This window comes from Sphingobium nicotianae (genome assembly GCF_018603885.1).
Classification (GTDB): domain Bacteria; phylum Pseudomonadota; class Alphaproteobacteria; order Sphingomonadales; family Sphingomonadaceae; genus Sphingobium; species Sphingobium nicotianae.
Window position 1 is genome coordinate 1 of the sequence record NZ_JAHGAW010000005.1, and the last position, 20,668, is coordinate 20,668.

Annotated in this window: 18 protein-coding genes and 3 tRNA genes; 13 read left to right on the forward strand and 8 right to left on the reverse strand. The window is 63.9% G+C overall.

The genetic code is table 11. From position 1 onward, the window contains the following. Positions 1-445 precede the first annotated feature (445 nt). The 5 genes from KK488_RS08075 to KK488_RS08095 all read right to left on the reverse strand — a co-directional run bounded on the left by KK488_RS08075 (position 446) and on the right by KK488_RS08095 (position 5,332). Positions 446-2,353 carry a DUF6538 domain-containing protein gene (locus KK488_RS08075; protein ID WP_214622660.1) on the reverse strand — a complete coding sequence of 636 codons (1,908 nt, stop codon included), beginning with the start codon at positions 2,351-2,353 and terminating at the stop codon, positions 446-448. A 98-nt stretch (positions 2,354-2,451) separates the two neighbouring features. Beyond that, positions 2,452-2,526, reverse strand: a tRNA-Glu gene (locus KK488_RS08080). 241 nt (positions 2,527-2,767) lie between these two features. Continuing rightward, positions 2,768-2,843: transfer RNA gene (locus KK488_RS08085), tRNA-Ala, on the reverse strand. Further along, positions 2,834-3,880, reverse strand: coding sequence for a phosphotransferase family protein (locus KK488_RS08090; RefSeq protein WP_214622661.1), 1,047 nt, complete (start codon positions 3,878-3,880; stop codon positions 2,834-2,836). The genes KK488_RS08085 and KK488_RS08090 overlap by 10 nt, the downstream gene beginning before the upstream one ends. A gap of 15 nt (positions 3,881-3,895) precedes the next feature. Further along, positions 3,896-5,332 (reverse strand): DEAD/DEAH box helicase, encoded by a 1,437-nt coding sequence (locus KK488_RS08095; protein WP_214622662.1) that lies wholly within the window; start codon positions 5,330-5,332, stop codon positions 3,896-3,898. Positions 5,333-5,520: 188 nt separating this feature from the next. Here KK488_RS08095 and KK488_RS08100 point away from each other — a divergent pair, with 188 nt between their 5' ends. Next, complete coding sequence (locus KK488_RS08100; RefSeq protein WP_214622663.1) at positions 5,521-5,970, forward strand: GNAT family N-acetyltransferase; 450 nt, start codon at positions 5,521-5,523, stop codon at positions 5,968-5,970. A 24-nt stretch (positions 5,971-5,994) separates the two neighbouring features. Here KK488_RS08100 and KK488_RS08105 read toward each other — a convergent pair whose 3' ends face one another. Continuing rightward, positions 5,995-6,531 carry a hypothetical protein gene (locus tag KK488_RS08105; protein WP_250890193.1) on the reverse strand — a complete coding sequence of 179 codons (537 nt, stop codon included), beginning with the start codon at positions 6,529-6,531 and terminating at the stop codon, positions 5,995-5,997. 149 nt (positions 6,532-6,680) lie between these two features. On the opposite strand from KK488_RS08105, the gene KK488_RS08110 reads away from it, so the two are divergent. Next, the gene (locus KK488_RS08110; RefSeq protein ID WP_214622664.1) at positions 6,681-8,129 is read left to right on the forward strand and encodes an FAD-binding oxidoreductase; all 1,449 of its coding nucleotides are present in this window, start codon (positions 6,681-6,683) and stop codon (positions 8,127-8,129) included. Between the two features lie 78 nt (positions 8,130-8,207). Then, on the forward strand, positions 8,208-8,987 hold the full coding sequence (locus KK488_RS08115; RefSeq protein WP_214622665.1) for a SapC family protein: 780 nt from the start codon (positions 8,208-8,210) through the stop codon (positions 8,985-8,987). A gap of 318 nt (positions 8,988-9,305) precedes the next feature. Here the strand turns inward: KK488_RS08115 and KK488_RS08120 are convergent, their stop codons facing one another. After that, positions 9,306-10,211 (reverse strand): N-formylglutamate amidohydrolase, encoded by a 906-nt coding sequence (locus tag KK488_RS08120; RefSeq protein ID WP_214622666.1) that lies wholly within the window; start codon positions 10,209-10,211, stop codon positions 9,306-9,308. A gap of 154 nt (positions 10,212-10,365) precedes the next feature. On the opposite strand from KK488_RS08120, the gene cpdR reads away from it, so the two are divergent. From cpdR to KK488_RS08135, 3 genes are all read left to right on the forward strand, one after another. Beyond that, positions 10,366-10,743, forward strand: a complete 378-nt coding sequence (gene cpdR / locus KK488_RS08125) for a cell cycle two-component system response regulator CpdR (protein WP_214622667.1) — start codon at positions 10,366-10,368, stop codon at positions 10,741-10,743. A 64-nt stretch (positions 10,744-10,807) separates the two neighbouring features. Next, positions 10,808-10,882: transfer RNA gene (locus KK488_RS08130), tRNA-Val, on the forward strand. 117 nt (positions 10,883-10,999) lie between these two features. Further along, positions 11,000-11,149: a lmo0937 family membrane protein gene (locus KK488_RS08135; protein WP_214622668.1), complete on the forward strand. Its 150-nt coding sequence runs from the start codon at positions 11,000-11,002 to the stop codon at positions 11,147-11,149. Position 11,150: 1 nt separating this feature from the next. Here KK488_RS08135 and ybaK read toward each other — a convergent pair whose 3' ends face one another. Next, on the reverse strand, positions 11,151-11,624 hold the full coding sequence (gene ybaK / locus KK488_RS08140) for a Cys-tRNA(Pro) deacylase (protein ID WP_214622669.1): 474 nt from the start codon (positions 11,622-11,624) through the stop codon (positions 11,151-11,153). A gap of 198 nt (positions 11,625-11,822) precedes the next feature. On the opposite strand from ybaK, the gene KK488_RS08145 reads away from it, so the two are divergent. The 7 genes from KK488_RS08145 (at position 11,823) to KK488_RS08175 (ending at position 20,651) form a co-directional block, all read left to right on the forward strand. Continuing rightward, positions 11,823-13,106: an HD-GYP domain-containing protein gene (locus tag KK488_RS08145; protein ID WP_250890221.1), complete on the forward strand. Its 1,284-nt coding sequence runs from the start codon at positions 11,823-11,825 to the stop codon at positions 13,104-13,106. 92 nt (positions 13,107-13,198) lie between these two features. After that, positions 13,199-14,665 (forward strand): ArnT family glycosyltransferase, encoded by a 1,467-nt coding sequence (locus KK488_RS08150; protein ID WP_214622671.1) that lies wholly within the window; start codon positions 13,199-13,201, stop codon positions 14,663-14,665. A 230-nt stretch (positions 14,666-14,895) separates the two neighbouring features. Then, on the forward strand, positions 14,896-15,780 hold the full coding sequence (locus tag KK488_RS08155) for an SDR family NAD(P)-dependent oxidoreductase (RefSeq protein WP_214622672.1): 885 nt from the start codon (positions 14,896-14,898) through the stop codon (positions 15,778-15,780). Between the two features lie 209 nt (positions 15,781-15,989). After that, a complete protein-coding gene (locus KK488_RS08160; RefSeq protein ID WP_214622673.1) occupies positions 15,990-17,462 on the forward strand; it encodes an aldehyde dehydrogenase in 1,473 nt (490 codons plus the stop codon). Between the two features lie 285 nt (positions 17,463-17,747). Further along, the gene (locus KK488_RS08165) at positions 17,748-18,512 is read left to right on the forward strand and encodes an HD domain-containing protein (RefSeq protein WP_214622674.1); all 765 of its coding nucleotides are present in this window, start codon (positions 17,748-17,750) and stop codon (positions 18,510-18,512) included. Between the two features lie 127 nt (positions 18,513-18,639). Beyond that, positions 18,640-19,632 carry a bile acid:sodium symporter family protein gene (locus KK488_RS08170; RefSeq protein WP_214622675.1) on the forward strand — a complete coding sequence of 331 codons (993 nt, stop codon included), beginning with the start codon at positions 18,640-18,642 and terminating at the stop codon, positions 19,630-19,632. Positions 19,633-19,685: 53 nt separating this feature from the next. Further along, complete coding sequence (locus tag KK488_RS08175) at positions 19,686-20,651, forward strand: NHL repeat-containing protein (protein ID WP_214622676.1); 966 nt, start codon at positions 19,686-19,688, stop codon at positions 20,649-20,651. Positions 20,652-20,668: the final 17 nt, after the last annotated feature.

Below are 20,668 nucleotides of genomic sequence, written 5' to 3' on the forward strand. Positions count from 1 at the left end.
ATAACCAGCACCGACCCCACACGAGCCTCGACGGACTCACGCCGGCGGAATATGCAACCCGGGCCGCAGAGGCCCATAACGCGAACAGAGCTAACTTATAATCGCGGACAATCTGGGGAGCAGGTCAGCCACGGAGCGTTGTTGGTGGATCGATATGCCCTCGGAAGGAGCGGATGCGGAGGGGAAATGGCTGTTGGGACTTTGCTTCCGAATTTGTCCTGAAACGAAGCAGATCACTGCCTACGAGAGATATGAATAGGGAGGCTCGAGGCGGAAGATAAAAGGCGATCACCTGTAACTGGAGAGATCGCCTCCTTCCAACCTTGATAAAAGTCTCTCCTGGCTAGTCGTATCAGGACGAGCCAGGAGCGCAGGGACGACGGTCCAAATCAAAGTCATCCGGTTATGAGACAGCCTGCACCCCGGCTGCTTAGCGGTTTAACGATCAGCCATGTTTCGCGAAAAGGCGGGAAACGCGGTATCTGGCGCAGGCTACTACAGCGTCCCAATTGACCCCTGCATATTCCAGTTTGTCAATGTCTTCCTTCAGGTCTTCGATACTGACACCCTGACCATATTTCCGTCCAACGCGACGGCCGTCGGAATGCCCGTGCCACTGGTCGGCGCTCTGTTCGGAGACGCGCTGGCGTCGCGTTTCGCGCTTGCTGGTATGCCGCGTGCTGTAAAAGGCTTTGTCGCTCGCATCGACGCCTAGTTCGTCCAATGCGTCGTTGATCTGCCTGGAGAGATATTTGTAGCGATCTCCATATTTATCGGCCTCAAGGTCTTCAAAAAGCCATTTGGCTTTACGGCTCTGCCGCAAGGCCACAAAATCCATGAAGCCGCCTTCTGCAATAATCCAGTGTAGTGGCACGTCACGGATGGAGCTGCCGGTCTTCTGCTTGATCTGGGGCAGGTCCGTTTCGCCGCCAGTTGCAGAAGAACTGTTGCGAAAGCGAATAGTCGCAACTCCATCTTCCCTCACAACATCTTGCGGGCGAAGCTTGCAGTGTTCACCGGGGCGGGCGCCCTGAAAAGGCGCCATGAACATGATCCAGAACATCGTGTCGCTACACGCGTCCGGGTCAGTCATGTAGCGCGAGCCATAAATGGTCTGCATGTCCGCGTCCGAAAGGCGGTCGCGCTCGTGGCCGTTATACTGCGAGCCCGCGACCTCGATCTTGGTCGCTACATTTTTCGAGATCCATTCCCTTTCGATCGTTGCAATCTCCAAAAGGGAGCGGATCGCGGTCACATGCTTTTTCACCGACGCGGGTGCCAGCGTTCGTAGGCCTTGACGCTCGGCAAGCGCCACCTGATCACGAACCGGTAGTCTCGCGATGTTCTTTGCAGGACGGGTGGGCATGCCCTTAATAAGATCGCGGTAATCGATAACCATCGCCCGTGTAATACGGTCGAGCGGAATGTCGCCATGAACCTCAATAAAACGGTCTACTGCCAGCTTCCATTCGTCATAGGTCTTATGGACGTCGCTAGGTCTCAACCGGTGATTGACGCGCCACTGCGCAAGGCAATCGGAGAGATGATAGACGCCGGCAGTTGACGTTGTCGCCTCCGGTGCTGAGGCGGCGGCCTCATTGATGGCCATCTGCGGAATAAGTCGATCGATATTCTTTGGCCAGAACTGGAAGCGATGTTCGGCTAAATACCGCAGGACACATTCAGCCAAGGCATCGAAAAGCGGAGTTCGCATTTTCACGGACGCATTGGCAGCGCTAGCGATTAATAGAACCTCATACTCGGCGGCTGCCCAACTTCGCCGAGCCAGCAGGGCTCTTGCGATGTCGCGATTGGTGTAGCTCTGATAGCGCAGGTCGCCATCCAAAGCGCGCAAACGGGCTACGAACGCATCCTGCTCTTCTTTGTTGAGAAAGCCGACAGGCGAGGCAGGAATATCATCCTCCCTTGGGTCCGCGATTTCTCCGGTCAGCTCAAGCTCCGCCAGATTGGCATGATCTCGGCCCCAAGTCAGTCGCGTCCTGTAAGCCAAAAACGTCAGCAAGCCATGCGCGACGTTGTCTTTCGCTGCCAAGAGGTCCGTAACGCCATCGTCATTCGCGCCCAGATTGCCTTTGGCCAGTGCGTCGAGGCCACGTTGGCAGATCGCCTTCGCCTCCCTGTCAACACACACGAGCTCTTCTGCTTCAAGTTGAGCCAGCAATGCACGAACTTCGCTCAGCTTTTCGGCATGCCTCAGGCGCGCGACATCGCGGTCCGTTGTCTCCAAGGAATATTTGAATTCGCGCTTGCCAACCCGGTCTCGAAATCGCTCTGGAACGGCCATGCGGAACCAGAAATATTTCGACCGTGGATTCTGCCAGATACCGGCCACAGGCAACCTCATTTGTACCACCCCTTTGTACCACTGGGCAGTTAACAAATCGAGAAATTGCGGGTGTCCCGCGCAAAACCATGCTTCTGAAGGAAGGATGGTGACCCCTACGGGAATCGAACCCGTGTTTCAGCCGTGAAAGGGCCGCGTCCTAACCGCTAGACGAAGGGGCCATGCCCGCCGGGGCGAGGCACCGGCGGCAAGTCCGGCGCCTATGCCGCGCGTTGCACGTCGAGGCAAGTCCTAAAACGCGCAACGAGCGGCATCGCCGCGCGGTGGATTCGTGCCGAAACCCGCATCTGCACCGGTCGCCGGCCCGGAGGACAGGCGAGGCCGGTGCATCAGGCAGCCTTTGCCCATGTCCCGCAAGGGAGGGAGCGGGGCCTGGGGCCGGAACGGGGAGGAGAGAGACCCTGGTGGAGCTGAGCGGGATCGAACCGCTGACCTCGTCATTGCGAACGACGCGCTCTCCCAACTGAGCTACAGCCCCCAGGGAGGGCTGCCTATAAGCGGCGACGAAACGCATTGCAATGCGTTTTCAACAGGCGATTTCCGATGCGGATACACGCGGCTTTTTGCGGTTCCCGCGCGGGCCGCTGCCTCGCCGAGCATCGCGTGCAGATCGGCGATGAGGCCGGCCCGGCCCGGATTTCCGTCCGGCAGGAAGGCCCACATCGAGACGCGGTGATGGAGCGTATAGAGCCACAGCGCGCCGTCGGGATCGCTATGGTCGATCGGCCCATAGCCCTCGCGGATCGGCACCGGGCTGACCGGATCGTCATGCGTGCAGCAGAACAGAGCCTTGGCGAGGTCGAACAAAGGATCGGCGCAGCGCGCATTGCCCCAGTCGATCAGGCCGGTGAGGTGGATCGTGCCCTGCGCGTCCCGATCGCCGATCAGGTTGCCCGGGTGGATGTCGTCATGGCAAAGCACCGCGCCTCCGCTCTCCGCCATCAGCGCCCGACGCTCGCAGACGGCCCGCTCGATCCGCCGGCCCAGATCGGGGTCGCCGTCGCGGTTGCGGTAGCGGCGGAACGCGTTGTCGAACGTCGCCGCCATATAGCTCTCATTGTCGGGATGCGGCTCGTCGACGCCATTGGCGAAGACATGGCCATAGTGCGGCATCGCGATCCCATGGACCTGCCGCAGCAGCGCACCCGTCTGCCGATAGGCCTGCGGGAGGCTTGGATCGCCGCGAAAGTCCTTGAGCGGCGCGCCCGGCAGCCAGGTCAGCAGCGCCGCGCTGCTGGAGAAGTCGGTGCGATCATCGTCGAGCAGAAGGCAGGCCTGGACCGGGACGGGCAGCGCCTTGCCGGCGATCCAGTCCATGACCAGCCTTTCCTTGGCCGGCCGCCAGCGCGGTTCCGCCGCATAGGTCTTGAGCGCCAGTGTCTCGCCGCTGTCGAGGTCGATGCGATAGGCCACGGCCGTGCTGCTGCCGGTGAGGGGCGTTATCCCGACAGGCTGTGCACGGGGACGCGCGCGCTGGACCATGTCCAAGATCTGGCTCTCGCTGATCATGGACATCGACGTGGTACAGGATCAGCCGTCGAAGCCGACCGAGAGGAAGCCCGGCATCGGGCCGTTCCAGCCGTCGTCCGGTCCGTCGTCGTTGCGATTGTCGTTGCGCGGCGCGGGCTTGGCACGGCCTTTCTCGTTGCGCGGCGGCCGCTCCTCGCGCGTCGCGCGTGCCGGTGCAGGGTACTCCTCGCGGTCCTCGCGGCCCCGTGCAGGCGCGCGCTCGGTGCGCTCGGGCTTTGCGGCCTCGTCCTTCGTGCGCTCCGGCGCCGCCTTCTTGCCGCCCTTCGCGCCACCACGACCCGCGCGGCCACGCGGGGCATCCCCCTCGGCGGGAACGACATCGACGCCGGTGTCGAGCCGCGGGATCTTGGTGCCGATCAGCTTCTCGATATTCTCGACCGCCTCGGCATCGTTCCTGGTGACGAAGGTGAAGGCCTTGCCGGTGGCGCCAGCGCGGCCGGTGCGGCCGATGCGGTGGACATAGTCGTCCGGGTGCCAGGGTGCATCGAAATTGAAGACGTGGCTCACGCCCTTGATGTCAAGCCCGCGCGCCGCGACGTCCGAGGCGACCAGCAGGTTGATCTCGCCGCTCTTGAACCGGTCGAGCTCGGCAATGCGCGAGGCCTGGTCGATGTCGCCATGAATCTCGCCCGACTTGTAGCCGTGGCGCTTGAGGCTCTGGTTGAGCTCGCGCACCATCGTCTTGCGGTTGCAGAAGATGATCGCGCTGTCGACGCCTTCGCTCGCGAGCAGTTTGCGCAGCATCTCGCGCTTGTCGCGCTCGGCGACGGGGACGAGCATCTGGGCGATGTTCGCGCCCGCCGTCGCGGGCCGGGCGACTTCGATCGACTTGGGATTGCTCAGGAACTTGTCGGCCAGCTTCTTGATCACCGGCGGCATGGTCGCCGAGAAGAGCAGGGTCTGGCGCTGCGCCGGCAGCTTGGTGCAGATTTCCTCGATGTCCGGGATGAAGCCCATGTCGAGCATCCGGTCCGCCTCGTCGATCACCAGCAGCGAGCAGCCGTTGAGCATGATCTTGCCGCGGCCGAACAGGTCCATGAGGCGTCCCGGCGTCGCGATCAGCACGTCGACGCCCTTTTCGAGCGCGGCGAGCTGGTCGCCCATCGACACGCCGCCGATCAGCAGGGCCATCGTGAGCTTGTGATATTTGCCGTATTTCTCGAAATTCTCGGCGACCTGCGCGGCCAGTTCGCGCGTCGGCTCGAGGATCAGGCTGCGCGGCATGCGCGCGCGGCTGCGGCCCTCCGCCAGAATATCGATCATCGGCAGCACGAAGCTTGCCGTCTTTCCGGTGCCCGTCTGGGCGATGCCGACGATGTCGCGCATCATCAGCACCGACGGGATCGCCTGCGCCTGGATCGGCGTCGCCTCGGTATAGCCAGCCTCTGCGACGGCTTTCAACAATTCGTCTGACAGGCCGAGATCGGCAAAGAGCATTGAGGTTCCGTGATGTTGGAGAGCGCAACAGGGCTGGGCGGCGTTATGAAAACGCGCGCGGTCAACCGCTCGCGCCATGAGCAACAGCGCGGCTCATGTCAAGAAATTCCGGGCCATGCGGGGGCGGAGATGTGATGTTCGTGCCATCCGGGCTTCTCCCGGGCGCGGCTTGGCCCTATTCGGCTGGCATGACCGCGATCCTGCGCACCGCCACTCAGGCCGATCTGGCCCCCATGCAGGCGCTCTATCGGCATCTCGATCCGGATGCGCCGCCGGCCGATCCGGCAGCGGCGGAGGCGGCTTTGGAGGCGCTGCTGGCCTCGCGGCTCGCCCATCTGCTGGTCGCCGATCAGGCGGGCGTGCTCGTCGCCTCCTGCCTGCTGCTCGTCATTCCCAATCTGACGCGGGGCGTGCGCCCTTTCGCGATTATCGAGAATGTCGTCACTCATGCCGATTTCCGCCGCCAGGGCCTGGCGACCCGCCTGCTGCACCTCGCGCAGGAGCGCGCGCGGGCGGCCGGTTGCTACAAGCTGATGCTGGCCGCGGGCCGCCGCGAGGAAGGCATATTGCGTTTCTATGAACGGGCCGGCTTCACGCGGGGCGGCAAGACCTTCTTCGAGATGCGCTGGCTGGATTGATCCGCACGGCCGGTGGGGTTGCGGCTATCTGTCGTCCTCATCTTCGTCGCGCCGCTCCGGCTCGAGCCTGGAGAATTTCTCGATCTCGCAGGTTGATCCGTTGCGAGCGTGAAGCACGTCGCGGCCCGCGCACAGCGCGCCGTCCCTGTCCGGCTGGATGTAGAAGCCCGCATAGAAATCCGCCGACCGGCAGGCGCGGCCGAAATGCGCGCGGAACGCTTCGTTGTTCAGCGTGAGCATCGTCACGCCGGTCTGCGTGGTGATGCTGGCGCCGCGAATCCGGTTGAGCGGCAGGCATTTGGGGCCCTTCTTCTCTTTCCACCGGATCGGCGGCGGCGGGGGGGGAGGGGGCAGGCCATTCTCGGTCACCGAGGCTGGCCGGGAGGGGCGCTGCCGGATCGTCGGAATGCGGATGATGACGCGCTGCTCGATGGTGACTTGCGACCATTGCGATCCCCGCGCGTTGGGCGGCGGGGCAGGGGCGTCGTCCCCGTCCGGCGCGGCTTTCGCGCCGGATGCGAGCAGGATCGGCAGGAGAAGAGACGTCGTGATCGCTGGCAATGATCGAACCCCAGGGTAGAGCATGCCTTAGCGGTTCGAGCTTGAACAGTCGATTAATTGACGGGCGGCTTTGGACGAGGCTGTCCTGCGTGGCCTTTTCCGTACCCCCCCCTCTGGCCTTGACCCGAGCAAGGCGGCATAAGGCCCGCATGATCTCAGCCGCCACTCTGGACGCCTTTCGTGCCATTGCCGGTCCCAAGGGACTGATCGAGGATCGCGATCTGATCGCGCCCTGGCTCGAGGACTGGCGCGGTAAATATCATGGCGAGGCGGCGGCGATCCTGATGCCGCGCACCACGGCGGAAGTCGCCGCGATGGTGCGCACGGCCAACGACCTTGGCGTGCCGCTCGTGCCGCAGGGCGGCAACACCTCGATGGTCGGCGGCGCCACGCCCCCCGTGGACGGCAGTGCGCTCATCCTCTCGACGCGCGCGATGAACCATATCCGCAGCATCGACATCGCCGCCAATCTCGCCATTTGCGAGGCCGGTGTCATTCTCTCCAATCTCCACGAGGCGGCCGAGAAAGCCGGCCGGCGCTTTCCGCTCAGCCTCGGCGCCAAGGGCTCGGCGACGATCGGCGGCCTGATCTCGACCAATGCCGGCGGCACCCAGGTGTTGCGCCACGGCACGATGCGCGCGCTGGTCGAGGGGATCGAGGCGGTGCTACCCGATGGCGCGATCCATAACGGCATCGCCGCGCTCAAGAAGGACAATCGCGGCTATGATCTCAAGCAGCTCCTGATCGGGGCGGAAGGGACGATCGGCATCGTAACCGCCGCCAGCCTGCGCCTCGCGCCCGCCATCGCCGATCGCGCCGTGGCGTGGGTCGGCGTGACCGATCCCGAGCAGGCGCTCGCGCTCCTGCGCCATATGGAGGCGCAGGTCGGGCCGGTGGTCGAGGGGTTCGAGGTGATGGCAGCCGACACGCTGCGCTTCGTGCTCGACGTCATCCCCGGCACACGCCAGCCGATCGAGACGGTGACGCCCTGGAACGCGCTGATCGAAATCGATCTGGATGCCGCCGCCGATGGCCCGGGCGCGCATGACCGCATGGAAGCGGCACTCGCCGCCGCCTTCGAGCGCGGCCTGGTCGTCGACGCCGCGATCGCCGCCAACGAGGCGCAGGCGGAGCAGTTCTGGCGGATGCGCGAGAGCGCCTCGGAGGCCGAGCGGTCGCAGGGGCCGGCACTGCAGTTCGACGTCAGTGTACCGATCGCGCTGATGCCGCGCTTCATGGTCGAGGCGGCGGCGGCCTGCGAGGCGCGCTTTCCGGGCGCGACGGCCTCGTCCTTCGGACATCTCGGCGATGGCAATGTCCATTATCATGTCCGCGCGCCGCAGGGTGAAGGGCCGGGCAGGGGCGCCGACTGGATCGCCACGACCGGCGCGGAAGCGACGCGCTTCGTCAATGATCTGGTGGTGTCGATGGGCGGCTCCATCTCGGCCGAGCATGGCATCGGCCAGATGAAGATCGACGAGTTCGCGCGACTGACCGCGCCGGCCCAGCTCAATGCGGTGCGCGCGATCAAGCGGGCGTTAGATCCGCACGGGCTGTTCAATCCGGGTAAACTCGTGCCTCTTGCCTCTGCCAGTTGACCCCATTATGGCCGTCCGTCGATCAGCCCGCCCATCGGGTGACGCGCTGTTTTAAGCCCGTTTCAGGAGACCGATGCCATGGCCAGCGCGCCACAGACCCAGACTTTGCCCATGCTCTACAACGACCTGGTGCCGCTCAATGTGGAGATGCACAGCAACTTCAAGGTCCGCGTCGAGAACAAGGCGCCTTATATTGTCGGTGTCCACGCGGTGCCCCTGACGATCGAGGAATTCGCGCCCTGCCAGCGCTTCATGCCGATCGTCTTCTCCGCCGGCGACAATCCCGTGCCGCTGGCGCTGATGGGCCTCAACGAGGGCGCCAACACGCTGGTCGATGCCGAGGGCAAGCTGCACCGCGAGGATGGCTATGTGCCAGCCTATGTCCGCCGCTATCCCTGGATGTTGGTGCGCCTCGATCCGGAGAAGGACGAGATGTCGCTCTGCTTCGATCCGACCTGCGACATGATCGGCGAGTTCGAGGAGGGTGAGCCGCTCATCGCCGATGGCGAAGCGACGCAGATGACCAAGGATCTGCTGCAGTTCTGCGAGCAGTTCGAGGAATCGGCCGCCCGCACCAATATGTTCATGACCGAGCTCAAGGAAACCGGCCTGTTGATGGATGGCGAGCTTTCCATCCAGATTCCGGAGAGCAACGATCCGTTCGTCTATCGTGGCTTCCTGATGGTCAATGAGGAGAAGCTGCGCGAGCTGCGCGGTGATCAGCTCCGCAAGATGATGCAGAATGGCATGCTGCCGCTGCTCTACGCGCATCTCTTCTCGCTGCAGAACATGACCGACATCTTCAACCGGCAGCGCGCGCAGGGCCTCGGCCCGGTGCCGGCCTTCCAGATCAGCTGATCGGCGCGGCGGGTCGGGAGTTTCGGCTCCCGACTCGGGCCTGTTAAGAATTTATCCGGGCTGATGATCCACCGCCCTGCTGCTGTTGCGAGCAGGATGCGCGGAAGTGCGCGAGTCGCCTGTGTCATCGCATTGACATAATCAACTATTTGGACGGTCATCACGACACCGCCCTTGTAATAGCGGCAGGCCGGGCCTATTTTGGCGTGGCGTAGAGGCTTGTTCCCCCTTTCGAGCCTTTGCGCGGGCGTCCCGCCCTTTCGGGACGTCTCCTCCCTGAACCTTGGCCACCCCGTGCCACACGCGCGGGGTGGTTTTTTATTCGGCGGCGAGCGGAGCGGCGGAGCCGGCGGAGAGCTCCTGCCCGAGTGCCAGCGCCAGTTCGCCGAGCAGCCGCTGCATTGCGGCAAGTCCGTCGCCCGGAGCCATCAGTGCCGCATCGAGATAGAGTGTGCGATCGAACTCGATCTGGATGGCATGCACACCAGTGGATGGCCGGCCATGATGCTCAAGGATGTGATTGCCCGAATAAGGCGAGTTGATCGCGACCGGGATCTGCTGACGGCGCACCAGGTCTGCGCACAGGTCCGTCAGCCGATCGGTGGCGCTGCGCCCGAACCGGTCGCCGATGACGATGCGCGGGGCCGGCTCGCCGAGCCCCGGCGCGGCGCGCAGCGGCGGCATGGAATGAACGTCGATGAGCAATGCGACGCCGTGGCGTCGCCGTGTCTCCTCCAGTGCGGTGGCGAGCGCGGCGTGGTAGGGGCGGTGAATATCCTCGATGCGGGCGCGCAGCGTCTTGTAGGGCAGGGGAAGACGCCAGAGATTGCCGATGTGCGTCAGTCGTTCGGGAATGAGGCCCAGCCCGCCGCGCACCTTGGCGCTGGTCTGGCCCCGGAAGCTCCACGGCGCGTCACAGATGCCACGGGCATCCACCTCGCGCTCATCGCGGTTGAGATCGATCAGCGCGCGGGGTTGGCGCGCGATCAGCACATGATGGCCCTGGTCGATCAGGTGCGCGACGAGATGGTCGGCGAGCCGATCTTCCAGCCGGGCGAGCGTCTCCTGCGAAACCCGGGCGCGGCCCAGCAGGGCACTCGAATAAATGCGACCGGCGTGGGGCACGGCGAAGACCAGCGGACCATGCATGCCGGGCGTTCCGAACTGCAGATAGGCCTCGTGGCCCTGCAGTCGATCGGCCTCGAGCGGTCCCGCGCTTGACATTCTGCGATCTACCGTCCTTTTTTCCGAGGGGCCGTGTCCGCCGATGGAAAATCTTAAGGGCTTGTCGCATAAGAATAGCCGCGACGCCAAGCCCAAGCGGTTGACTGGCGGTTTGTCAGCACGAACGAGGGAAGAGCGGGGGCAAGGCGGGCGCATGATTCGCATTCTTGTGGCGGAAGACGATGATTCGATGCGGCAGTATCTGTGCCGCGCGCTCGAGCGGTCGGGCTACGCCGTCGTCGCGGTTGATCGCGGCACCGCCGCGCTGCCTCTGATCGCGTCCGAGCGCTTCGATCTGCTGCTGACCGACATCGTCATGCCGGAGATGGACGGCATCGAGCTGGCCCAGCATGTCGCCTCGGTGGCGCCGCAGACCCGCGTCATGTTCATCACCGGCTTCGCCGCCGTGACGCTGCGCGCGGGCCGCATGGCGCCCGAAGCGAAGGTCCTGTCGAAGCCGTTCCACCTGCGCGATCTGGTGATGGAAGTGGACCGCATCTTCGATCGCGACAGCGCCAGCGGTTTACCCTAAATCCCCGGCACGACTTTAGCGCTTGCGCGGGCATGATCGCTTGCGTAAAGGCCGCTCCCTCAGTGGGCGTGTAGCTCAGTGGTAGAGCACTGTGTTGACATCGCAGGGGTCGCAAGTTCAATCCTTGCCACGCCCACCATGACAAGCCCCGGAAGAGCGAAAGCTCTCCGGGGCTTTTCTATTGCCACCCTCCTGGAACTCTCCGCGCCTCGCCTGCGTTATCGATCGCAGGAAAGATACTTTCAGGAGGTTCCCCATGCTGTGGACGATCGTCGTCATTCTTCTCGTCCTTTGGGCCGTGGGTTTCCTCGCGCTCCATGTCGGTGGAGGCCTTATTCACCTTCTGCTGGTGATCGCTGCGGTTGTGGTCGTCTATCGCCTCGTCACCGGGCAGCGCGTCGTTTAAACTAGGCGATAATCGGGGCGACGATGGCATCCAGCAGGGAGGCTGCGTCGCGGGGTGAGAGCCGTACCTGCAAGCCTCGCTGGCCGCCGTTGATGTACACGAGGTCATGGGTCATGGCCGTCGCCTCGATCACGGTCCAGGCGGTACGCGCATGGCCGAAGGGGCTGATTCCGCCCACCTTATAACCGGTGATGCGCTCGGCATCGGCGGGTTTCATCATTTCCGCCGATTTGCCGTGAAGCGCCGCCGCGAGCTTTTTCATCGAGACTTCGCGATCCGATGGCAGGATTACACAGGCTGAATTGCCATCGACCAGCGTCATCAGGGTCTTGAGCACGCGATCCGGACGTTCCCCCAGCGCCTGCGCAGCTTGGACGCCGATACGCTCGGCACTGGGGTCATAATCATAAATGTGAACGGAAAAGGACGTCCCGGCCCGCGCCAGCGCGTTGGTCGCGGGGGTCATCTTCGACATAAGAAAAGCTCCGGGGCGCGGTGTTCAGCGTGTGTGGCGCGGCGCATATAACCGGTCGCGGCAAAGCATGGCAAACGCTCCGGTAACCTTGCGGATTAAGCGCTTCGATATGTCTCGTGGGCAGAAACCGCCTCATAGGGACAGAAAGAAAACGGGCACATGCTGAAACGAATCGATGTTGCCGAAGTCCAACTCGGCATGTTCATCCACAAGCTTGACGGGAACTGGCTCAAGCATCCCTTCTGGCGGACCAAATTTCTTCTGACCGACGAACAGATCCTGGCCGATTTGCGGGCCAGCGACGTCGACGGGGTCTATATCGATGTCGAGAAGGGAGAAGATGTCGGCGCCCGCAGCGGCGAGCCGGCGCGGCGTCGCCCGCTGATTTCTGGCGACAGCGGCGGTTCTGGCATCAGCATCGTTGATCGTGCCAGGCTCGATCGCCTCCACGCCCAGCCGATTTCACGTCCTCCGATGGGTAACGCCGTCGCCTTCGATCCGCGCTCGACAACGCCGCTCAGCGTGGCGCGCGAAGTCGGCCATGCCAAGGCGGTGGTGGCCAAGGCAAGCCGCGTTCTTGCCGGCGTGTTCGAGCAGGCGCGCCTCGGCAAGGCGATTTCCAAGGGACAGGTAGAGCCGGTCATCGAGGACCTGTTCGCATCGATCCAGCGCAATCCGCATGCCTTCAATGGTCTGATGCGCATCCGTCGCGAAAATACCTCGCTCTACGCGCACGGTCTCGCGGTCAGCGCCCTCATGATCGCGCTCGGCCGGCAGATGGGCCTGCCGCCTGATCATGTGAAGGAAGCCGGAATGGCGGGGCTGCTGATGGATGTCGGCATGGGCCATCTGCCCATCGACGTCTCGACGATCCTGGACGATCTGTCCGACGCGGAGCGCGAGATCGTCCAGACGCACACGACGCTTGGCTACGAGTTCCTGAATATGGGCGGCGAACTTTCCGAGGAAGTGGCGCGGGTCTGCCTGGAACATCATGAGCGCTTCGACGGCAGCGGCTATCCCAACCAGCTCGTCGGCGACGAGATCGGCTTGTTCGGCCGCATGGCGGCGATCTGCGACGTCTATGACTCGATGACATCGGACCGGCCGCATCGGCCCCGGATCGATCCCAATGCCGCGCTCGCCATCATGCGCGGCATGGAAGGGCAGTTCGACGAGGATCTGCTCGATCAGTTCATCGAGAGCGTCGGCGTCTATCCGATCGGCTCGGTGGTGCGCCTCACCAATGGTCGGCTGGCGCTGGTCGTGGACCAGAATGTGGATGATTATACGCGTCCTCGCGTCTGGTCCTTCTATGACATTGGCTCCCGCCGCGTCATCAAACCGGAAGACCTGGATCTGCGCCTGTGCAAGGGCCGCGTCGAAATCGTCTGCAGCGATGACGCCGCCGGATTCGAGATCGAGAATTTCCCGGCGATCCGCGAAATGGTGTTCAATAGCGCCTGCAAGGCATTGCACTGAAATAGATTTTTTCGCTCCGACGACGGCAGGGGCACGATCACGTCCCAATAACGACCCTTGAGTCGCCGCGCACTCCTCTTCATGAGCGGAGGATGATCGCGACTGCGCCTGCGCCCGCTTCGAAGGGGCCTGCCTGGCTGGGAGGCTTGCGCCTTCCGCTGATCCTGTTGCTGATTGCCACGCTGGCGCGCGCGCAGACGTTCGGCAATCCGGTCATCGAATTTGACGAGCAGTTCTATCGGCTGATCGGCGAGCGCATGCTCGACGGCACAGTGCCCTTCGTCGACATCTGGGATCGCAAGCCAATCGGGCTGTTTTTGATCTACGCGTTCGCCGCTCTGACCGGGGGCGAGCATGCGCTGGCCTACCAGCTCGTGGCGCTGCTGTTTGTCGCCGGCACCGCTTGGCTGGTCTTCCTCATGGCGCAGCGGCTGTGTCCTGATTGGCGCGGGCCGCTGGTGGCGGCTGCTCTGTATATCCTCTGGCTGAACCTGCTGCAGGGCGAGGGGGGGCAAGCCTCCGTCTTTACGACCTTGCCCACCTGTGCGGCCGCGCTGCTCGTCCTGCGTCATGTCGACGGCGGCGCGGCGCCCTCCCGGCTCGGCCGCGACGGGGCGCTCGCCATGCTGCTCATCGGCGTGGCGCTGCAGATCAAATATACCGTCCTGCTTGAAGGTCTCTTTTTCGGACTGACCTTGCTGTGGCTGGGCTCGCGAGCCGGCTTCGGACTGATGCGCCTTGCCGTGCTCGCCGTCCTCTGGGCGAGCCTCGCGCTGCTGCCGACCGCGCTTGCCTGGGGCAGCTATGCCGTGGCGGGGCAAGGGCAGATCTGGCTGTTCGCCAACATCACCTCCGTCTTCCTGCGCGCGCCCATGCCGCTCGACGATCTGCTCGGTGAGATGGCCGGCGGTGTTGCGACGATTCTGTTGCTGCTGGTCGCGGCATGGTTCGGCTGGCGCCGCGCGCACGGACTGGCGCAACGCTTCGTCGCGCTGTGGGCGCTGATCGCGTTTCTCGCGATGGTCCCGATGCGCAGCTTCTCGCCGCATTATTTTATCCCGCTGGTGCCCTCGCTCGCGATCTTGGCGAGCCCGGCGCTTGCGCAGATGCGCCGCTTCGCAATCGGGATTACCGTGCTGGCTGCGGTTGTCGGGCAGGTGCTGATTGGCTTCTTCATCTGGTCAAAGGGGGACAGGGACACGATGGATCATCTCGTCGCCGCGATCGGCCCGGCGCCGCACTGCATCTTCGTGCTGGACGGCTTCCCCGCGCTCTATTCGGAGACGCGCTCCTGCCTCCCCGGCCGCTTCCTGTTCCCGGGGCATCTGAACAGCGTGGTCGAGGCCGGCAGTCTCGGCATCGATCCGGTCAAGGAAGTCGAGCGGATCATGGCCTCCCGGCCGGATGCGGTGGTTACGGACTGGCCGCTCTGGTCGATGCGCAATCTGGGCAGCAATGCGGTCGTCGATCGCGAACTCGCCGCCCATTATCGCCTCGCGCTTAAGGAAGAGACGGGCAAAGGCCGCTTCCGCATGGTCTGGCGTCGCAAGGCGGACTGAACCGAAGGCCGCGATCGATCCCGCTCGGATGGATCGATAACTGGATCGGCGACGCGAGCGTCTGGGCGACGCCGCATCCGACTTCGCGCAGAATTTCGCGAGGTGCACGAAAGCGAAATCTATGGTCCGCCAACGGCCTTCGGGGCTTGGCGGAGTGGGAGCGCTCGGTTAGCCATAGGGTCGAGAGCGGCGATGGCATCGAGACCGTGTCTTACAGGAGAGGAAAGCCCATGAAGAATTTCGCAGGCAAGGTTGCGTTCGTCACCGGCGGGGCCAGCGGCATCGGTCTTGGCATGGCGCGCAATTTCCTGGCCGAGGGCATGAAGGTCGTCATCGCCGACTATAACGAGGCGCATCTCGATCAGGCCCGCGAGATACTGAAGGGCAATAATGCCACCCATCTCGCCAAGGTCGACGTCTCCGATCGCGAGAGCCTGCGCGCCGCGGCGCAGGAGACGCTGGATGTTTTCGGCAAGATCCATGTGCTGTGTAACAATGCCGGCGTAGGGGGTGGCGGCACGACCGTCGATGCGGATTTCGAGGAATGGGACCGGGTGATATCAATCAACCTCGGCGGCGTCGTCAACGGCGTCAAGATCATTGCACCCATCATCATGGGGCAGGGCGAGGGCGGGCACATCGTCAACACATCATCCATGGCCGGTATGGTGCCGCTCCCCCATATGGGCGCCTATTCGGCCAGCAAATATGCGGTGCGCGGCTTTACCGAGGCGTTGCGCATGGATCTGGCGCCGCATGGAATCGGCGTCTCCTGCCTCTATCCTGGCGCAGTGCGCACCCAGCTCATCGACATTCCCGAGGATGACAGCGGCGCCCCTCCGGGCGAGATCGGCAACTTCACCAAGAATCTCTGGGCGGCAATGCGCGTCGCGGTCGACCCGATGGACATGGGCCGGCTGGTCATGGATGCGATCCGAGAGAATCGCTTTCACATCCTCACTCACACCGAGTTCCTCGACGAGGTGAAGGCGCGCCACCGCACGATCGAGGACGCGTTCATCACTGAACTGCCGGTCCCGCAGGCGCGTGCGGACTTCGAGAATTTCCGCCGCGAGACAGTCGACAGTTTCTTCGCGATGCCAGCGAAGGATTGACCGCCGGCGATCCCGGCGCGCTCACTCGATCGGCCGGTCGAACGCCGGCTCGCGCACGAACCGCGCCGCAGGCGTCGTCATGACAACCGGATATTGTCGCCACATGGCCTGCCTCAGCCGGAAATCCGCCAGTCCGCCCTTGCGCCGACGCGATTGAATTGCCAGTTGCAACCGGTACGCAAAGGCGACTCGTTCTTAGGAGATTTGGGATGGAACAGTTCAGCAAGACGCTCAAAGGCATCAAGGATCGCGGTGTCGATCAGCTCTTCATCAATGGCGCGTGGCGCAAGAGCAGCGGCTCCAACGAGCTGAGCGTGGTGACCCCGCACAACGAAGAGACTGTCCTCACTTATTTCGAGCCGACCACGGCCGATGTCGACGCGGCCGTCGCCGCCGCCCGCGAGGCATTCGACAAGGGGCCCTGGCCGCGCATGGCGCCAGCCGAGCGTGGCGTCTATCTGAAGAAGGTCTCCGAGATCTTGATGGCCCGCATGCCCGAACTGGCCGAAGCCTGGACCGGCCAGGTCGGCGCCGTAATCGGCTTCACCGGCAAGGCCAGCTATCAGGTACCCGGCCTGTTCAAATATTATGGCGAGCTGTGCGACACCTACAAGTTCGTGGACGAGCGCATCGGTTCGATGGGCGGGAACAGGGTGGCCGTGGTCAAGGAGCCGGCCGGTGTCGTGGCGGCGATCACGCCGTGGAACGCGCCGCTCGTGTTGCTGGTCTACAAGGTCGCGGCCGGTCTCGCGGCAGGCTGCACCTTCGTCTGCAAGCCCTCGCCCGAGACGCCGATCGACGCGCATATTCTCGCCGAGGCCATTGCCGAAGCGGGCCTGCCCAAGGGCGTGTTCAACATGCTGCCAGCGGGTCGCGAGGTGGGCGATCATCTCATCCGCCATCCCGGCATCGACAAGATCAGCTTCACCGGCTCGACCGCTGCGGGTAAGCATATCGCCGGCGTTGCGTCCGAGCGGCTGGCGCGCGTGTCGCTGGAGCTGGGCGGCAAGTCGGCGGCGATGATCCTCGAGGATGCGGACATGGAGCATGTCCTCAAGAGCCTCGTGCCTTATTCCATGCCGATCACCGGCCAGGTCTGCTTCTCGCTGACCCGCGTGCTGGTGCCCAAGAGCCGCAAGGCCGAGATGATCGACGCCTATACCAACGCCGTTTCCAAGGTGAAGGTGGGCGATCCCTTCGCCGCCGACAGTGGCATGGGTCCGCTCGCCATGGAGCGTCAGCTCGACCGCGTGCTGGGCTATATCGAGAAGGGCAAGACCGAGGGCGCCAAGCTCGCACTGGGCGGCGGTCGCCCGGCCGATCTCAACCGCGGCTTCTTCGTCGAGCCGACCGTCTTCACAGACGTCGACCCGAGCATGACCATCTTCAAGGAGGAGATTTTCGGCCCCGTCGTCTCGTTCGTCGATTATGACAATGAGGCGGACATGATCGCCAAGGCCAATGACACGATCTACGGTCTGCACGGCGCGATCTATACGCAGGATCAGGATCGCGGCTTCGCGGTCGCGCGCGAATATCGCGCCGGCTCGGTCACGATCAACGGCATGATCGTCGACATCCACATGCCTTTCGGCGGCTTCAAGCAGTCCGGCCTTGGCCGCGACGGCGGCATCGAGGGGCTGGAGAATTACACCGAGACCAAGGCGGTCTATTTCGCCTGATTGCCGACGACCGGCTCATGACCGGGCGCCCGGGAGCAATTCCGGGCGCCTTTTCTATCCGCGCAAGCGGGTGCCGCCGCCCTGAAGCCGACCTTTCTGCGCTCCCGCAGGGCCTGCGCACGACCGGCAGGGAGCTCTCCGCGTTCATGAGTTGCGTCGCCACGCATTGAAATTACGGCGCGAAATCCCAGATCGGCGCCATGAAACGCGCGCGACCGGACGCTGCGCTGGCGTCGCGGCGCCGTGGCAGCTAGGGTCAGCCAATGACCAAATCAGGAGAGCATCATGGCTTCCTTATCGGAGCGCGCCGACGCGCTCGAACATGACATGGCTGTGGAGCTGGAGCGCAAGGTTGCGCAGATCCAGCCCATTCGCTCGGCAATCTACGTTTCTGGCGAATATGACCCCGCCAGCCCCCGGCATGACCTCTTCGACGCCCTCGCGGCCGGCAAAAGGTTCCTGATGGGGCCGGACCCGCGCATCCCCGCGATGCCGGAAAAGCCGACCCTGCAGGATTTTTTCCGCATGCGCTTCGGCAACACGCAGCATGTCCTGCAAAGCGCCAAGCTGGCGCGCGACGCGGGGCATGACGAGAAAGTGGTGCTCGCCTGCTTGCTGCACGACATCAGCGTCACCGGCTTCATCAACGGCGATCATGGCTATTGGGGCGCGGCGCTGGTCGAGCCCTATGTCGACGAGGAAGTGAGCTGGGCGATCCGCGCGCACCAGATCCTGCGCTTCTTCCCTGACGAATCCGTCGGGTACACATATCCCGAAGCTTACATCAAATATTTCGGCCCGGACTTCACGCCGGAGCCCTACGTCCACGAGGCCTACAAGCTGTTCAAGGATCACAAATATTATATGACGGGGCGGCTGATCTGCCTGAACGACTATTATGCCTTCGATCCCAGTGTGCGGGTCGAGCTGGAGGAGTTCGAGGATATCATCGCGCGGAACTTCCGGCAGCCGGAGGAGGGGCTTGGGTTCGACCACAGCCCGTCCGCGCACATGTGGCGCACGATCAGCATGCCCACGCGGGCGCTTTGAGACTGAAATTCCCGTTCGTTTCGAATTGAGGTTCGAGCGAAGTCGAGAACCGGTGTCGGGAAGAATTCTCGACAGCCGTCTCGGCTTCGCTCGACAGCCGCTCGAACCGAACGGCAGGGGGTTGTCAATGGCCACATCACCACGCCGCTTCGCCTGGCCGAGACTGGACAAATTCACGCTGATGCTGATCGGCACCGTGCTGCTCGCAACCATCCTGCCGGCACGGGGCGTTTTCGTGCCGCTGGTCGATATCATCGGCCGCATCTCGATCATCCTGCTCTTCTTCCTGCACGGCGCCAACCTGTCGACCGAGGCGGTCGTGCAGGCGCTCGGGCAGTGGAAGCTTCACCTGATGGTGCTCGCCGCGACCTACATCCTGTTCCCGATCATCGGCCTCGCGCTGGCGCCGCTGAGCGGCCGCGCGATCGACCCGGCGCTCTATACCGGCCTGCTCTTCCTCTGCTGCCTGCCCTCGACGGTGCAGTCTTCGATCGCCTTTACCTCGATCGCGCGGGGCAATGTGCCGGCGGCGATCTGCGCTGCCTCGGCCTCCAACCTGTTCGGCATCGTGCTGACGCCGATGCTGACCGGCCTGCTGCTCTCCAGCCAGAGCGCGATCTCGATTGACGCGATCTGGTCGATCGTCGGCACGATCCTGCTGCCGTTCGGCCTCGGCATGATGCTGCACAGCCGAATCGGCGGCTGGATCAAGCGCAACAAGCCCAAGCTCGGCATGGTCGATCGCAGTTCGGTGCTGATCATGGTCTATGCGGCGTTCGGCAAGGCCGTGATTGATGGCCTCTGGCAGAGCGTCTCGGCCGCCGATCTCGCGGTGCTGGTCCTCGTCTGCATTGCCCTGCTCGGGCTGGTGATGGTGACGCTGACCGGCGTCTCGCGTTTCGCGCATCTGTCGCATGGCGACGAGACGGCTTTGGTCTTCTGCGGATCGAAGAAATCGCTGATCACCGGCGTGCCGATGGCGAGCGTGCTGTTCCCCGCCGCCACGGTCGGCGCGATCGTGCTGCCGCTGATGATCTTCCACCAGATCCAGCTCATCGTCTGCGCCTTTCTCGCTCGCAGCTACGAGAAGCGGGCGCTGGCGCAAGAAACGACTTCCTGAAGCTGTAGCCGGGCTGATATATCTCCGTCGCCACGGACAAGGGAGTGATGGCAATGCGGCGATCGGCACGAGCGGTAACGACTCTGGGTTTCCTCCTGCTGGCGACGCCCGCCATTGCCAAGGCGCCGAGCGCGATCAAATTGCCCGATCGCCAGCATCCCGAGAGCATCAGCATCGCCAACGGTTTTGCCCATGCCGGCAGCCTGAAGGGCGGCGTGGTCCGCATATCGATGAAGACGGGCAAGGCCGCGCCGTTCATCAAGCCGGGCGCGGCCGGCAGCTCCTCGACCTTCGGCGTGCTCGCCGACACGGTCAACGGCCTGCTCTGGGTCTGCAGCAACGATCAGAGCGCGCGCGGCATCACCATCGAAGGCGCGCAGCCCGGCTCCGTGTTGCATGCCTTTGATCTCAAGACCGGCGTCGGCAAGCTCAGCCTGCCGCTGCCCGCAGTCAGTGCCTCGCCGCTCTGCAACGACATGGCCGTCGCCAGGGATGGCACGCTCTATGTGGCGGAGACCTCGACCTCGCACATCCTGCGCTGGAAGAAGGGCGGTGCCACGCTGGAGGACTGGTATCATGACCCGGTGCTGGGCACTGACAAGGGCAGCGGGCTGGACGGCATCGCGGTCGGCGCCGATGGCAATCTTTACGTCAACAACGTCCAGGGCAACACGATGGCCCGCGTGACGATCCAGTCGGACGGCACGCCGGGCAAAGCCACCGCGCTGGCGCTTTCCGCACCAATCAACGGGCCGGACGGCCTGCGCGCGCTGGGTGGCCTGCGCTTCGTCCAGGCGGAAGGGCGCGGCGGCAAGGTTGCGGTGGTCACGATCGACGGCGACACGGCGCAGATCGAGACGGTGGCCGAAGGGCTGGCATCGCCGACCACGGTCGACGTTCATGACGGCGTCTATTGGTATACCGGCGCCAACTTCCCCTATCTGTTCGATCCGGTGAAGAAGACGCAGACGCCGCCACCGTTCGCGCTCTCGCCGGCCATTCCGTACGCGGGCCACTGACGCGGGCGCCGCATCGC

What these genes read in the sequence shown, in the direction of transcription:
- KK488_RS08090 (WP_214622661.1), bottom strand. Translation starts at nt 3,880, where the DNA reads ATGTCCATGATCAGCGAGAGCCAGATCTTGGACATGGTCCAGCGCGCG.
- KK488_RS08095 (WP_214622662.1), bottom strand. Translation starts at nt 5,332, where the DNA reads ATGCTCTTTGCCGATCTCGGCCTGTCAGACGAATTGTTGAAAGCCGTC.
- KK488_RS08100 (WP_214622663.1), top strand. Translation starts at nt 5,521, where the DNA reads ATGACCGCGATCCTGCGCACCGCCACTCAGGCCGATCTGGCCCCCATG.
- KK488_RS08110 (WP_214622664.1), top strand. Translation starts at nt 6,681, where the DNA reads ATGATCTCAGCCGCCACTCTGGACGCCTTTCGTGCCATTGCCGGTCCC.
- KK488_RS08115 (WP_214622665.1), top strand. Translation starts at nt 8,208, where the DNA reads ATGGCCAGCGCGCCACAGACCCAGACTTTGCCCATGCTCTACAACGAC.
- KK488_RS08120 (WP_214622666.1), bottom strand. Translation starts at nt 10,211, where the DNA reads ATGTCAAGCGCGGGACCGCTCGAGGCCGATCGACTGCAGGGCCACGAG.
- cpdR (WP_214622667.1), top strand. Translation starts at nt 10,366, where the DNA reads ATGATTCGCATTCTTGTGGCGGAAGACGATGATTCGATGCGGCAGTAT.
- KK488_RS08135 (WP_214622668.1), top strand. Translation starts at nt 11,000, where the DNA reads ATGCTGTGGACGATCGTCGTCATTCTTCTCGTCCTTTGGGCCGTGGGT.
- ybaK (WP_214622669.1), bottom strand. Translation starts at nt 11,624, where the DNA reads ATGTCGAAGATGACCCCCGCGACCAACGCGCTGGCGCGGGCCGGGACG.
- KK488_RS08145 (WP_250890221.1), top strand. Translation starts at nt 11,823, where the DNA reads ATGTTCATCCACAAGCTTGACGGGAACTGGCTCAAGCATCCCTTCTGG.
- KK488_RS08150 (WP_214622671.1), top strand. Translation starts at nt 13,199, where the DNA reads ATGATCGCGACTGCGCCTGCGCCCGCTTCGAAGGGGCCTGCCTGGCTG.
- KK488_RS08155 (WP_214622672.1), top strand. Translation starts at nt 14,896, where the DNA reads ATGAAGAATTTCGCAGGCAAGGTTGCGTTCGTCACCGGCGGGGCCAGC.
- KK488_RS08160 (WP_214622673.1), top strand. Translation starts at nt 15,990, where the DNA reads ATGGAACAGTTCAGCAAGACGCTCAAAGGCATCAAGGATCGCGGTGTC.
- KK488_RS08165 (WP_214622674.1), top strand. Translation starts at nt 17,748, where the DNA reads ATGGCTTCCTTATCGGAGCGCGCCGACGCGCTCGAACATGACATGGCT.
- KK488_RS08170 (WP_214622675.1), top strand. Translation starts at nt 18,640, where the DNA reads ATGGCCACATCACCACGCCGCTTCGCCTGGCCGAGACTGGACAAATTC.
- KK488_RS08175 (WP_214622676.1), top strand. Translation starts at nt 19,686, where the DNA reads ATGCGGCGATCGGCACGAGCGGTAACGACTCTGGGTTTCCTCCTGCTG.